A 14180-nucleotide genomic window follows, 5' to 3' on the forward strand; every position below is an offset into this window, starting at 1 on the left:
ATGAAGATTCGCTCACAAATCGGCATGGTACTGAACCTGGACAAGTGCATCGGTTGCCACACCTGTTCGATCACCTGCAAAAACGTCTGGACCAGCCGCGAAGGCATGGAATACGCCTGGTTCAACAACGTCGAATCGAAACCCGGGATCGGCTACCCGAAAGAATGGGAAAACCAGGACAAGTGGAAGGGCGGCTGGATCCGTAACGCCAACGGCACGATCAACCCGCGCATCGGCGGTAAATTCCGCGTGTTGGCGAACATTTTCGCCAACCCGGATCTGCCAAGCCTGGACGATTACTACGAACCGTTCGACTTCGATTACCAGCACCTGCACACCGCGCCGCTGGGCGAACATCAGCCCACCGCGCGTCCGCGTTCGCTGATCTCCGGCAAGCGCATGGAAAAAATCGAGTGGGGCCCGAACTGGGAAGAAATCCTCGGCACCGAATTCGCCAAGCGTCGCAAGGACAAGAACTTCGACAAGATTCAGGCGGACATTTACGGCGAGTACGAAAACACCTTCATGATGTATTTGCCGCGCCTGTGCGAGCACTGCCTCAACCCGACGTGCGCGGCGTCGTGCCCAAGCGGTGCGATCTACAAGCGTGAAGAAGACGGCATCGTCCTGATCGACCAGGAGAAATGCCGTGGCTGGCGGATGTGCATCAGCGGGTGCCCATACAAGAAAATCTACTTCAACTGGAAGAGCGGCAAGTCCGAGAAGTGCATCTTCTGCTACCCGCGTATCGAAGCCGGGATGCCGACTGTTTGCGCCGAAACCTGCGTCGGGCGCATTCGTTACCTCGGTGTATTGCTGTATGACGCCGACCGCATCAGCGAAGTGGCGAGCACCGCCAACGAGCAGGACCTGTACGAGAAACAACTGGAGATCTTCCTCGATCCGAACGACCCGGCGGTGATCCGTCAGGCCCTGGCCGATGGCGTACCGCAGTCGGTGATTGATTCCGCCCAGCGTTCGCCGGTCTACAAAATGGCCGTGGACTGGAAACTCGCGCTGCCGCTGCACCCGGAATACCGCACCTTGCCGATGGTCTGGTACGTGCCGCCGCTGTCGCCGATCCAGAACGCCGCCACTGCCGGCACCGTCGGTATGAACGGGGTGATCCCGGACGTCGACAGCCTGCGTATTCCACTCAAGTACCTGGCCAACCTGCTGACGGCGGGTGATGAAAAACCGGTCAAGCGTGCGCTGAAACGCTTGCTGGCGATGCGCGCTTACAAACGTTCCCAGCAAGTCGATGGCGTTCAGGACCTGCAAGTGCTCAAGGATGTCGGCTTGAGCGTGGCCCAGGTCGAGGAGATGTATCGCTACCTGGCGATCGCCAACTACGAAGACCGTTTCGTGGTACCGAGCGCGCACCGTGAAGACGCCATGAGCGACGCCTTTGCCGAGCGCTCCGGTTGCGGCTTCAGTTTTGGCAGCGGCTGCAGCGGCAGTTCCGACACCAACATGTTCGGTGCGAAGAAAGCCAACCGCCGCGACATCCTGAAAACCGTCCAGTTGTGGGAGGAATGAGCATGCAAATTCTCAAAGTGATTTCGCTGCTGCTCGATTACCCGACCGAGACGCTGATTGGCGGTCGCGACGAACTCGAGCAAGCGATCATCCAGTCACGGGAAATCAGCCCCAAACAGCGCGGCGCGTTGTTCGAATTGCTTGAGCTGATCTGCGCCAATGACCTGATGGATGGGCAGGAGCACTACGGTGCGCTGTTCGGTCGAGGTCGCTCGCTGTCGCTGCTGTTGTTCGAGCACGTGCATGGCGAATCCCGCGACCGTGGCCAGGCCATGGTCGACATGATGGCGCAATACGAAGAAGCCGGTTTTGCCATCGGTGTCAAAGAGCTGCCGGACTACATCCCGTTGTATCTGGAGTTTCTGTCCACCCGCGAAGACATTGAGGCCCGCGAGGGCGTGGCGGATGTTTCGCACTTGCTGGCCTTGCTCGCGGCGCGTCTGGAAGAGCGCGAAAGCGCCTATGCCAGTTGCTTCCGCGCGCTGCTGCAAATCGCCGGGGCCGAACCGCATCAGGCGGTCGCCGACCTGCGGGCGCAGGTGGCGGCGGAACCGCGCGACGACTCCCTGGAAGCCCTCGACAAGATCTGGGAAGAGGAGGCCGTGGACTTCCTCCAGGCCGAACAGCAGGACCGTTGCAGTGGACTGCCAAGCGCACCGGGCAAGGCTCGGGAAGAAAGCGCGGTGCCGTTGCACTGGGTGGATTTTCAGCATGAAGGGCTGGCCGCCGTGCCGGCCAAGGAGGTAGGCAATGTCTAAATGGAACCTGTTGTTGTTCGGGATCTATCCCTATGTCGCTTTGGCGATCTGCCTGATTGGCAGCTGGGCGCGCTTCGATCTGTCGCAGTACACCTGGAAGGCCGGCTCCAGCCAGATGCTCAACCAGCGCGGCATGCGCATGGCGAGCAACTTCTTCCACATTGGCGTGTTGTTCATATTGGCCGGGCATTTCGTCGGCTTGCTGACGCCAGCGTCGGTTTATCACCATGTCATCAGCACTGAGAACAAGCAGTTGCTGGCAATGGTTTCGGGCGGGTTCTTTGGCCTGTTGTGCCTGATCGGCTTGCTGATGCTGGTCAATCGGCGGCTCACCGATCCGCGGGTACGTGCCACCTCCAGCGTTTCGGACATCCTGATTCTGCTGGTGCTGCTGGCGCAGTTGCTGCTGGGGCTGCTGACGATTGTTGCATCGACCGGCCACATGGACGGCTCGGTGATGGTGATGCTCGCCGACTGGGCGCAAAACACCGTGTTGCTGCGGCCGATGGAAGCGGCGGCATCGATCGCGCCGGTCGGGCTGACTTACAAGTTGCACGTTTTTCTCGGTTTGACCCTGTTTGTGCTGTTCCCCTTCACCCGTCTCGTACACATGATCAGCGCACCGATCTGGTACCTGGGGCGTCGTTATCAAATCGTTCGTCAGAAGTACTGAGGAGACAATCATGTCAGGTGGATGTGGATGCGGTGGTGGTAACGGCGGCAGCGGTGGTTGCGGCTCTTCCCAAAAAACAGAGTCTTCGGTGCCGGACGTGGCCGACATCGCGCAGTTCGAAGCACTGCCGGTTGAGCCGGCGGCTGCCGATGACGCCCCGGCGCAGTTGATCGCCAGCAGCGAACAGGAGTGGCCGATCATCAGCGTCAACGAGGTGTCGATCACCCCGGAAGCGATGGCCCAGGAGCTGCAATATCATCCGGCCGAGAGCCGCGAGGAGGCGGTGTACCTGGCCGCCCGGGCGTTGGTGATCCGCGAGTTGTTGCAGCAGCGCATTGCCGAACTCGGCGTATCGATGGAAATCGGTGCCGGTGAGAACGAAGAAGAAGCGGCCACGCGCTTGTTGCTCGAACGCGAGGTGCACGTGCCGCAGTGCGATGAGGAAACCAGTCTGCGCTACTACGAAAACAATCGCGGGCGCTTTCACAGCGCACCGTTGCTGGCGGTTCGGCACATCCTGCTCGAATGCGCGCCGGACGATGCCGAAGCCCGCGAGCTGGCCCATGTTCAGGCGGAAATCCTGCTGGCACGACTGGATGAATTCCCCGGCAGTTTCGCCGATCTGGCCGTGAAGTATTCAGCCTGTCCGTCGAAGGCTCAGGGCGGTTCCCTGGGGCAGATCAGCAAGGGCCAGACCGTGCCCGAACTGGAACGTCAGCTGTTCACCCTGGCGCCGGGCCTGGCCAGCAAACCGCTGGAAAGTCGCTACGGCTGGCATGTGGTCAGTGTCGATCAGCGGATCGAAGGCATGCCGTTGCCCTATGAAGTGGTGTCGACGGCGATTCGCACGCAGTTGCAGCAAGGCGTCTGGCAAAAAGCCCTGGTGCAGTACCTGCAAACCCTGATCGGTGCGGCGGATATTCGCGGCATCCACTTGCAGGGCGCCGACTCACCACTGGTGCAGTGACCCAAGGCAAACCGGGAGATGTGATGAACGCTGTAATGCAGGATGGCTTTGGGCGGCAGATCGATTATCTGCGGATGTCGGTGACGGACCGTTGTGATTTTCGCTGTGTGTATTGCATGGCGAAAAACATGACCTTCCTGCCGCGTCAGCAGGTGCTCACGCTGGAAGAGTTGCAGCGTCTGGCAACGCTGTTCGTCGGGTTGGGCGTACGCAAAATCCGTCTGACCGGCGGCGAGCCGCTGATTCGTCCGGGCATTGTCGAACTGTGCCGCAACATCGCCGCGCTGCCCGGTTTGCGCGAACTGGTGATGACCAGCAACGGCTCGCAACTGGGCCGTTTGGCGCGGCCATTGGCGGAGGCGGGGGTCAAGCGGATGAACATCAGCCTCGATAGCCTGGACGGGCAGAAATTTCGCGCGATCACCCGCATCGGCGATCTTGATCAAGTGCTCAACGGCATTGAGGCGGCGCGGGACGCGGGGTTTGAGCGAATCAAACTCAACTGTGTGGTGATGAAAGGGCGCAACTTCGATGAAGTCCCGGCGCTGGTGCAATACGCCATCGATCAGCGCATCGATATCAGTTTCATCGAAGAAATGCCCTTGGGCGATGTTGGCCGTTCCCGGGGCGAATCGTTTTGTTCCAGCGACGAGGTACGGGCGCTGATCGCCAGCCAACATCGCTTACTCGACAGCACTGAAAACAGCGGCGGACCGGCGCGCTACGTGCGCCTGGAACGCCATCCCGATACCCGGATCGGTTTCATTTCACCCAACAGCCACAACTTCTGTGGCAGCTGCAACCGGGTGCGGATGACCGTTGAAGGGAAGCTGTTGCTTTGTCTGGGGCAGGACGATGCCCTGGATTTACGCGGATTGCTGCGGCGTTATCCGCTGGATGACCAGCCGCTGATCAATGCGGTGCAGAAGGCCTTGCGCGGCAAGCCATTACGCCACGATTTCAGCCCCGAAGGGGAGGTGCAGATTGTGCGGTTCATGAACATGAGTGGTGGTTGAGCTGTTCTGTAAAACACAGCAAATCCAATGTGGGAGCGAGCCTGCTCGCGATAGCGGTAGAACAGTCGACATCTATGTTGAATGTGCTGCAGTCATCGCGAGCAGGCTCGCTCCCACATTAGGTTTTCTTCTGTCGTCATTGGGCGTTTTTTTTCACTGCCAAATCTTGATATCGATCAATTGCAGATCAGCGCTTTGTCCGTAGTCTTCACTGCATGTTGTGTTTGTTTGCAAATAAACATCTATATGTAGTATCTGGAGGCCGAATGCAGAGCACGCTGATCTCAGTAGGATGTAACCGCTTGCACAAGCGCGATGGCAGTCTGGTCGCCTTCGACGCGGACAAGATCCGTCAGGCATTGATCGCCGCCGGCAAGGCAACCGGAGAGTACACCGACGTTGAAGTCGAAGGTTTGCTCGAAGCGGTACTGGCGCGGTTGGAAGGTCTGCCAAGATTGCATGTCGAGCAGATCCAGGATCGTGTTGAACGGGTATTGATGGACGCCGGTTTCTTCTTCGCCATGCGCGCCTACATTGTCTACCGCGAACAACACGGGCGATTGCGCCGCGATCGCCGGACCATGGTCGAGGTGGCGACTTCGATGAACGAATACCTGGACCGTGAAGACTGGCGGGTCCAGGCCAACGCCAATCAGGGGTATTCCCTGGGCGGGCTGGTGTTGAACGTGTCGGGCAAGGTCACCGCCAACTACTGGCTGGACGAGGTGTACAGCGAGGCCATCGGCCAGGCCCACCGCGAGGCGGATTTGCATGTGCACGACCTGGACATGCTCGCCGGCTATTGCGCCGGGTGGTCGCTGCGTACCCTGTTGCACGAAGGGCTCAACGGTGTGCCGGGGCGTGTCGAAGCCGGTCCGCCGAAGCACTTGAGCAGCGCCCTGGGGCAGATGGTGAATTTCCTCGGCACCCTGCAAAACGAATGGGCCGGTGCCCAGGCGTTCAGCTCGTTCGACACCTACCTGGCGCCCTATGTGCGCAAGGATCAGCTGAGTTATCAGGAGGTGCGCCAGGCGATCCAGGAGTTCATCTACAACCTCAACGTGCCATCGCGCTGGGGCACGCAGACGCCGTTCACCAACCTGACCTTTGACTGGGTTTGCCCGCAGGATTTGCGCGAGCAGATACCCGTCATCGGCGCTGAGGAAATGCCGTTTGCCTATGGCGACCTGCAAGTCGAAATGGACCTGCTCAACCGCGCCTACATCGAGGTGATGCAGGCAGGCGATGCAAAAGGGCGCGTGTTCACCTTTCCGATCCCGACCTACAACATCACCCATGATTTTCCATGGGACAGTGAAAACGCCGACCGCCTGTTCGAGATGACGGCGCGTTACGGCTTGCCGTACTTCCAGAACTTCCTCAATTCGGACCTGCAGCCCAATCAGGTGCGTTCGATGTGCTGCCGGTTGCAGCTGGATGTGCGCGAGTTGCTCAAGCGCGGCGGCGGTTTGTTCGGCTCGGCGGAACAGACCGGATCGCTCGGCGTGGTGACCATCAACTGCGCCCGTTTGGGCTATGTGTTCAAGGGCAACACCAGTGGTTTGTTGCAGCGCCTGGACACGCTGATGGAGCTGGCGATGGAGAGCCTGGAGGTCAAGCGCAAGGTGATTCAGCACCACATGGATGCCGGTTTATACCCTTATACCAAGCGTTACCTGGGCACCTTGCGCAACCATTTCTCCACCATCGGCCTCAACGGCCTGCATGAAATGCTGCGCAATTTCACCGGCGACGAGGAGGGCATGCACACCGAGCAGGGTCGCAAATTTGCCTTGAATATGCTGGACCACGTGCGCGCCACGTTGCTGCGTTTCCAGGAAGAAACCGGTCATCTCTACAACCTGGAAGCGACCCCGGCGGAGGGCACCACGTACCGCTTCGCCAAGGAAGACCTCAAGCGCTATCCCGACATTCTCCAGGCCGGCAGTGTGCAGGCGCCGTATTACACCAACTCCTCGCAACTGCCCGTGGGCTATACCGAAGACCCATTCGAGGCGCTGGAACTTCAAGACGAACTGCAATGCAAATACACCGGCGGCACCGTCTTGCATCTGTACATGGCCGAACGGATTTCTTCGACAGAGGCCTGCAAGCAACTGGTGCGAAAAGCCCTTGGCCGCTTCCGCCTGCCGTACCTGACCGTGACCCCGACCTTCTCCATCTGCCCGGTGCACGGCTACCTCGATGGCGAGCATGAGTTCTGCCCCAAATGCGACGAGGTCCTGTTGCTGCAAGAACAGAAGGCCGGCGCCGTTCATTGATTTCGATCCACTCAACCGCAAGGAGCTTCACCATGACTGCATCGCAAACACTGCCACAGGCTCAACGTCAACGCTGCGAAGTCTGGACCCGGGTGATGGGCTATCACCGTCCTGTGTCGGCGTTCAATCCGGGTAAACAGTCGGAGCACCGTGAGCGGGTGCACTTCACTGAAAGCGCGGCACTGGCCGGGCGCCAATGAGTCGAATGCTTCGGGTCGGGGGCATGGTGCCCCTGACCACTATCGACTATCCGGGGCAGCTCGCCTGCGTGCTGTTTTGCCAGGGGTGCGCCTGGCGTTGTCGTTATTGTCATAACCCGCAGCTGATTCCCCCTCGTGGCAGTGAGGAAGTGGATTGGCGGCGGGTGTTGGCGTTTCTGCAACGTCGTCTGGACCTGCTCGATGCCGTGGTGTTCAGCGGCGGTGAGCCGACCTTGCAGGACGGCTTGCTCGGCGCCATGGACGAAGTGCGGGGCATGGGATTTCGCATCGGTCTGCACAGCGCCGGCATCAAACCTGCCGCCTTCGCCAAGGCATTGACCGGTGCTGATTGGGTCGGTTTCGACGTCAAGGCGTTGCCCGAAGATTGCCAGGCTATCACTCGGGTCGAGGGCAGCGGAACCGCCAACTGGCGCAGCCTCGAGCATCTGCTGGCCAGTGGAGTGGACTACGAATGTCGCACGACTGTGCATTGGCATCTGTTCGAGCCGGCGCGTCTTCTGACCCTGGCAAATCGCTTGAATGCGCTTGGCGTCAAACGCTTCGCTGTGCAACTGGTTCGCACCGAGCGGATGCTCGATCCGCTGTTGCCGAGCGTGTCGGCACAAGCCTTGCTTCCGGATCTTTGGCATGCCATGCGCGAGTTGTTTCCAACATTCGTGTTGCGGGGGTAACGGGGGCTGGGGATCAACGTTGGAAGTGATGTCCACCCTTACGGTTTTCAAATGCGCTGCCTCACAGGCGAGTATTAAACAGGGAGCATTTGAGATGGCCAAATTAAGTACAGCACAACGAATTATCATCGGTTTTGCAATTGCACCGCTGACCCTGATGGGCATGGCGTTTTACGCGTTGCACGATCTGGCAACGCTCAAGGAACAGTCCGTCGTGATCGTCAAACAGGACTGGCCGAAGATCGAACCGATCATGGTCATTGCCACTGGCGTGCGCGATAACGCCAGGAACACCCGGGATTTGCTGATCAATAAAGACAACGAGCAAGTGCAGCAGTCCATCGACACCACCAGGAAACGGATTACTCAGGCACTCGAAACGCTTGAGCCATTGTTTTATTTGCCCGAAGGCAAAGCCGCTTATGCCGCCTTGAAAATGAACCGCGAGGTTTATGTTGCGGCGTTCACTCAAGTGCAGGTGTTGATCCGGCAAGGGGCTGTCGATGACGCCATGACGCAGCTGAAACAAAAGGTCGTTCCGGCTGAGTCCGAGGTTTACAAAAGCCTGGATGTGTTGATGGCGCTGCAAGGAAAAATATTCGCCGACCGTGAACACTCGGCGCAAGAACTGTACAGCGATGCGCGACGCAACATGCTCGGATTATTCTTGTTCTGCCTGGCACTGGTCATCACCGCCGCGGTCATCGTCACACGCAGCGTGACTCGGCCACTGGGTGGCGAGCCCGATGATGCGGCACGGTTCTTGAGTCAAATCGCTGAGGGCGACCTGACGATTCAGGTGCCGGTGAGTTCAAGTGCCGGCGGCAGTGTGATGATGAACATGCACCAGATGCAGCAAAGTTTGAATACCATGGTCAAGCGCATCGCGACCTCGGTTGACCAGGTGGCCAGTTCCTCCGAAGAACTGAGTGCCGTCAGCAGCCAGACCAGCAGCAATCTGCAATTGCAGGGACTTGAGATAGAACAGGCGGCCGCGGCCGTGAACCAGATGACAGCGGCGGTGGATGAGGTGGCACGTAATGCGGTCAGCACCTCAGAGGCCTCGCGGCAGTCCGAGCAAACCGCGCAGCGCGGGCGTGAACAGGTTCAGGAAACAGTGGTTTCCATCGGCGAACTGGCTGATGGCGTCACCGATACTTCACAGCGCATTGAGCAACTGGCCGGGAGGGTGCAGGACATCAGCAAGGTCCTGGACGTGATTCGCAGCATTGCCGATCAAACCAATTTGTTGGCCCTCAACGCGGCGATTGAAGCAGCGCGGGCCGGTGATGCCGGACGCGGCTTTGCCGTGGTCGCTGACGAAGTGCGCGCCTTGGCCCATCGCACTCAGGAGTCAACGCAGGAAATCGAGCAGATGATTGGCAACATTCGTCTGGATACCGGCCATGCAGTGACCGCCATGCAAAGCAGCAGTCACCTGGTGCGTGCCACCCTTGAAGTGGCGCAACGGTCGGGCGATGCCCTGGATGAAATCACTCGGTCAATCTCGCAGATCAACGAGCGCAACATGATGATCGCCAGTGCCACGGAGGAGCAGGCATTGGTCGCGCGTGAAGTGGATCGCAACCTGATGGGCATTCGTAATTTGTCTGAGCAGGTCTTGTTGGGTGCCCGACATACTCACACTGCCGGCCACGACTTGGCGCAGATGGCGGGGGCGCTGCACCAGACAGTGGCGCGTTTTAAAGTCTAGTTGTTCCGGGTTGGTGATTGGATAAGGCGCTGAGGCACTCAGGCCCAGCCCCAGAATTGCAACCACCAACCCAAGCCGATCAGTCCATTGGCGAGTATCAGGCAAATGCCACCAGACATGCGCCGAGTCTGGGAAATGGCTGTGCGATCCAGCCGTTTCCATCCCAACACCAGGCTCCAACCTATTGCGGCGATCAACAGGCTGGCTCTGGTTGGTTGCACCCACGCCAGCAGCAGGCCTTCATAACGCAGTAATTTGACGGTGGTGGCCGACAGCCCGAGAAACAATCCCGCACCACCCAAGGGCGTGAGTGTCAGTGCCAGGGGCCAATACAGTGCGCGATCTCGCGCCAGTCGAGCCGTCAGGCGCAGAAGAATCAGCAACATCGTGCCCAGCATCATCGAACTCAAACTCAAATAAGCGACGATGCTGAAACCGTCGAGCCAGCTGAAGCTGTCGTTAAGCTGCGGGTAATGGGTCAGCAGCCACCAGGGGGCGTTATCCTGCAAGGCCCAGAGCTGGTTATGTTCGACCAGCCACTGGGCCAGGTGTTGTTTGAGGGCGACAAACCATGGGCTGACCGTCCACTGAAACGCACCCATGGCCAAGCCGATCACGCCGAACAGCAGCAAGCGGGCATCCCAGGGGGACAGGGTTTGCGCCGTCGCGTGAAGAATCTCCTGATTGCTGGAGCGGGCGATCAGTTGAACGGCACCGCGTTGCCCGCTGCAGCGTCCGCAGGCGTGGCAATCGCTGGCGCCTTGCAGGCGGCGGATATCGAGCAGGGGCGCGCAGTTGGGTGGCGGCAGGCGGGGTGCGGTATTTTCTATCCAGCGTTGTTCATCGACTTGAAAGTGCACGGGGGCCAGCCGGGCGAGCAGGGCGAATACACCGCTGACCGGGCACAGGTAACGGCACCAGACCCGCTTGCCCCGGGCGAACAGCAACCCGATGATGACCGCTGCCACAGTCGAACCACCAAGAATCAACAGCGCGGCCTGGGCGTAGTCATAGACGCTGATCAATTGGCCGTAGAGGGTCGTCAGGCAGAACGCCAATGTTGGCCAGCCGCCCCAGCGCAACCAGCGCGGCACACCCAGGCCTTTACCGTAATGGCTGGCCCATTCGCTGAGCGAACCTTCCGGGCACAGCACGCCACACCAGAGTCGGCCGAAGAACACCATCGACAGCAACACGAACGGCCACCAGATCCCCCAGAATAGAAACTGCGCAAGCAAGGTCAGGTTGTCGAGTATCCGTGCCTGGCTGTCTGGCAGCGGCAACAGCGCCGGGGTCACCAACAGCACTGCGTAAAACATGACAACAGCCCACTGTGCTGCACGGATGATGGGCGCATGGCGACGCATTCCATCACCCAAACGCTGGAGCCATCGATTGCGCCGGCTCAGGTCGGGCATGGGAGGTTTTCCGCAGTGCGTTGCCGTAGCCAGCCGCCGACGGCCAGCCAATAACCGATCCACACCAACAAGGTCAGGCCACTGGGGCTTGCCCGATAACCGGCGAAACTGGCAAGAAAGCCACCCAATCCATGGCTGTCGCCAAGCCACGTGCTGCTGTCCCAAAGCGCTTCGCCAACGATGCGATAAACCACGTCCGGCAAATCCAGGGCGAGCAGTTGGCCGCCGACTCGCTCGGTGCCGCTGACCAGCAACGCCGCGCCGAGCATGAGCAAGATGACTTCGCTGATGGCAAAAAAACGTTGCCATGAAATGAATCGGCGACTGCTGTGCAGCAACGTAATGGTCAGCGCCGACAGCACCAGTCCCAATACGCCGCCGACGGCAAACAAACCGAGTTGCGGACCTCGCAGCCGAGCACCGGCGCCATAGAGAAAGACCACCGTTTCGCTGCCTTCGCGGCTGATCGCGAGCATGGCCAGCAGTAACAGACCTGCGCCACCTTGCCGGGCCAGGTGGCTATCGGCGTGTCGTCGCAAATCGTGGTTGAGGGTGCGTCCGTGACGGTGCATCCAACCCACCATCTGCACGATCAACAGGCTGGCAACCAGTGCGAGTGCGGCCTGGAACCATTCGCTGGCCGACCCGCTCATGGCCTCACCGGCAAACAGAATCAACACCGCCAGCAGGCCCGAGAGCATCAACCCCAGCACCACACCCGCCCACAGGTATTTGACCAGCCGATTCCGTTGGCCTTGCTGGCTGGCCCAGGCCTGGAGAATGCTGATCACCAGCAGCGCCTCGACGCTTTCGCGCCAGACGATGAACATTGATTGATTCATGGAAGCTCCGTGCGCTGACAGGTTATTTCGCGAGGATGCCGCCCTCGGGCAATTGCGGATTGAACTCGTCGAAAAAGGGGTAGTGACCGGGCCTCAGGGGGTGAATCACCACGAAGGTGGTCACGCCCGGCGACAGGACTTTTTCAACCCGCAACGGCGTGCTCTCGAACTCGGCCGGGCCTTGGCCGACGTTCTTCAGAACAATCTTGAAGCGCTGTCCGGCCGGCACCTCCAGCAAGGCGGGCGTGAAGTGACCATCGCGAAGGCTCAGCTCGTAACTGGGTAACTGGGCATAAGCGGTCAATGGCACGGCGGCGCCGGCGAGGATCAGCCAGGCAATGTGCAGGCGCTTCATTCAATAGCCGCCTTTTTTACCGATGCCGGCGTAGATGAATTCGTAGTGCAGTTCACAGCGTTCGAACCAAGGGGCGACACCGGTTTCTTTATCGGTGTGGCGCCCGAGGGAGCCATGCCCGCCGGGTGGCAGGATGGTGAACGTCAGCTGATATTTACCGGGGCCCTGCAGCTTTACATTGTCGCCATAGTGCGGCCCGTCGTTGGCCACCATGGCATGGAAATCGCCTTTGATCTCGGGGTCGCTGCCGTTTTTTTTCAAGTTGAAAGCGACGTTCAGGTAGGGGACGAAACTGCCTTCCTGAAAGCCCTGTCGATTGTCCGCAGTGGCCCGAATGTCGGCTTCCAGGTGGACGTCGGAATCCACGGTGGCGCGCATCATCCCGGCAGGTGCCATTTCGATCGGCTGCAAATACACCGCCCCGACTTCCAGCCCCGGACACAGCTGTGGTTCCCCGATCGGATATTCCTTGGCGTGAGCCAGTGGTGTGAGCAAGAGCAGGGCGAGTGACAGTGAAAAAGGGGTACGCATAGTAGCTTCCTGAGCACTGACGAGTAGGAGCCCGAGTCTAGGAAGCTTTGCTGCGAACAATAATGATTGGTATCAAGTTTTGAGCAATTAAAGCTCACGTTGAGTGTGTTCGGGATTGCGCAGAGGGACTCGATGTCGATTCTTGATATGTATCAAGGCTGGCGTTGCGCAAGGGCTGTAGGTTGGAAAAACGCCACTCAATGATCGGAGATCGGCATGGCCAAGAATTTTCCCGTCAACCCCAAGCACCCCGAGCGGATCTGTTGGGGGTGCGACCGCTATTGCCCGGCGAAGTCCCTTGCTTGCGGCAACGGTTCCGACCGCGCGATGCATCCGGCGGAGTTGTTTGGAGAGGATTGGCAACAGCCTGGCGACTGGGGTCTTGATGCGGTCATTACTACGGACAAAGTGGTGGATGACGGTGTGTAGAGAAAGGTAAGTGTTCAGCGATCTCACCTTCCTGATTTGCAATTGCTGGCGTCGTTGGTCGAGCCCGCTATCATGCAGGGCGTAAATCTGGAATGTAGATAACGCTATGCCAAGATTGTCATTCGCCGTCAGAGTTTTGTTCGCGTGCTGCCTTTTCATTGCAACCGCTAATCACATCCGTGCAGACGTCTCGCATGGATTGCTCTGGGATTACGGATACGGCCCCAGCGCTTACTTGGCTAGCCGTATTTTCTGGGGGGCGCTTACGTTTTTTGACCCGCTGGCGGCATTGCTGCTTTTCATCAAGCCAAGAGCGGGAATCGTCCTTACGGTGGCGATTATTTTTGTCGACGTAGTCCATAACACTTTTTACGTCGCATTGAAGCAACAGTGGCTGGAGCCGTTCTACCTGTCCCAGGTCGCTTTCCTTTTCGTAGTACTTCTGCTCTCGCCCATTGCTTGGAATAGCCCTGTTCGGGGCGTAGTGGTGGCAATGGATTGATGGGGCGAGTGCGCTTACGGCCGAGACTATTGCGCAGCCCACTTGCTCAAGATGCGTGTAATCCACCCCTGAACCGATATGCATGTGCGCGAATCCGCAACTTCCCCCGTTCGTTGCCAGGCTTAGGTCTGTAGTGGTCAACTAACCCCGGACACGACGGAGGATAAAAGCTCTACAAGGTTCCTGCTTTTTTCGTTAACTGCGAGTGACACAGCGTGCTGGCCTGGCACAGTGCTCCATATTGCGCTTGATCACCAAAGGG

At 59.1% G+C, this 14180-nt stretch carries 15 protein-coding genes and 1 pseudogene; 11 read left to right on the top strand and 5 right to left on the bottom strand.

Annotated elements, in window-relative coordinates; all coding sequences use genetic code 11:
- From narH to KGB14_RS28775, 10 genes and pseudogenes are all read left to right on the top strand, one after another.
- The gene (narH, locus tag KGB14_RS22705) at nt 1–1539 is read left to right on the top strand and encodes a nitrate reductase subunit beta (protein WP_223488923.1); all 1539 of its coding nucleotides are present in this window, start codon (nt 1–3) and stop codon (nt 1537–1539) included.
- Nucleotides 1540–1541: 2 nt separating this feature from the next.
- Nucleotides 1542–2297, top strand: a complete 756-nt coding sequence (gene narJ / locus KGB14_RS22710; protein ID WP_223488924.1) for a nitrate reductase molybdenum cofactor assembly chaperone — start codon at nt 1542–1544, stop codon at nt 2295–2297.
- Entirely contained in the window at nt 2290–2970 is a 681-nt protein-coding gene (gene narI, locus KGB14_RS22715) for a respiratory nitrate reductase subunit gamma (protein WP_223488925.1), read from the top strand. The genes narJ and narI overlap by 8 nt, the downstream gene beginning before the upstream one ends.
- Before the next feature lie 10 nt (nt 2971–2980).
- Nucleotides 2981–3937: a peptidylprolyl isomerase gene (locus KGB14_RS22720; protein WP_223488926.1), complete on the top strand. Its 957-nt coding sequence runs from the start codon at nt 2981–2983 to the stop codon at nt 3935–3937.
- Nucleotides 3938–3960: 23 nt separating this feature from the next.
- A complete protein-coding gene (moaA, locus tag KGB14_RS22725; protein ID WP_223488927.1) occupies nt 3961–4953 on the top strand; it encodes a GTP 3',8-cyclase MoaA in 993 nt (330 codons plus the stop codon).
- Nucleotides 4954–5219: 266 nt separating this feature from the next.
- On the top strand, nt 5220–7235 hold the full coding sequence (locus KGB14_RS22730; protein WP_263294718.1) for a ribonucleoside triphosphate reductase: 2016 nt from the start codon (nt 5220–5222) through the stop codon (nt 7233–7235).
- A 32-nt stretch (nt 7236–7267) separates the two neighbouring features.
- Nucleotides 7268–7435: an anaerobic ribonucleoside-triphosphate reductase gene (nrdD, locus tag KGB14_RS28490; RefSeq protein WP_017338867.1), complete on the top strand. Its 168-nt coding sequence runs from the start codon at nt 7268–7270 to the stop codon at nt 7433–7435.
- Entirely contained in the window at nt 7432–8127 is a 696-nt protein-coding gene (locus KGB14_RS22735; protein WP_223488928.1) for an anaerobic ribonucleoside-triphosphate reductase activating protein, read from the top strand. Before nrdD ends, KGB14_RS22735 begins: the two co-directional genes overlap by 4 nt.
- A gap of 94 nt (nt 8128–8221) precedes the next feature.
- A pseudogene (locus KGB14_RS28770) lies at nt 8222–8737 on the top strand (MCP four helix bundle domain-containing protein); the annotation flags it as partial.
- Between the two features lie 399 nt (nt 8738–9136).
- Entirely contained in the window at nt 9137–9841 is a 705-nt protein-coding gene (locus tag KGB14_RS28775; protein ID WP_411740803.1) for a methyl-accepting chemotaxis protein, read from the top strand.
- A 38-nt stretch (nt 9842–9879) separates the two neighbouring features.
- On the opposite strand, the gene KGB14_RS22745 is transcribed toward KGB14_RS28775, so the two are convergent.
- From KGB14_RS22745 to KGB14_RS22760, 4 genes are read right to left on the bottom strand one after another with little or no spacing between them, the layout of a single operon-like run.
- A complete protein-coding gene (locus tag KGB14_RS22745; RefSeq protein WP_223488930.1) occupies nt 9880–11259 on the bottom strand; it encodes a 4Fe-4S binding protein in 1380 nt (459 codons plus the stop codon).
- Nucleotides 11247–12101, bottom strand: coding sequence for an FTR1 family protein (locus tag KGB14_RS22750; RefSeq protein WP_223488931.1), 855 nt, complete (start codon nt 12099–12101; stop codon nt 11247–11249). The genes KGB14_RS22745 and KGB14_RS22750 overlap by 13 nt, the downstream gene beginning before the upstream one ends.
- 22 nt (nt 12102–12123) lie before the next feature.
- Nucleotides 12124–12456, bottom strand: coding sequence for a cupredoxin domain-containing protein (locus KGB14_RS22755; RefSeq protein WP_223488932.1), 333 nt, complete (start codon nt 12454–12456; stop codon nt 12124–12126).
- Entirely contained in the window at nt 12457–12987 is a 531-nt protein-coding gene (locus tag KGB14_RS22760; protein WP_223488933.1) for an iron transporter, read from the bottom strand.
- Nucleotides 12988–13203: 216 nt separating this feature from the next.
- Between KGB14_RS22760 and KGB14_RS22765 the strand changes: the two genes are divergently transcribed.
- Nucleotides 13204–13416 carry a DUF3079 domain-containing protein gene (locus KGB14_RS22765; protein WP_223488934.1) on the top strand — a complete coding sequence of 71 codons (213 nt, stop codon included), beginning with the start codon at nt 13204–13206 and terminating at the stop codon, nt 13414–13416.
- A 118-nt stretch (nt 13417–13534) separates the two neighbouring features.
- On the opposite strand, the gene KGB14_RS22770 is transcribed toward KGB14_RS22765, so the two are convergent.
- Complete coding sequence (locus KGB14_RS22770; RefSeq protein WP_223488935.1) at nt 13535–14002, bottom strand: hypothetical protein; 468 nt, start codon at nt 14000–14002, stop codon at nt 13535–13537.
- Nucleotides 14003–14180: the final 178 nt, after the last annotated feature.

Origin of the sequence: Pseudomonas sp. A-RE-19, assembly GCF_019956555.1 — a bacterium.
Classification (GTDB): domain Bacteria; phylum Pseudomonadota; class Gammaproteobacteria; order Pseudomonadales; family Pseudomonadaceae; genus Aquipseudomonas.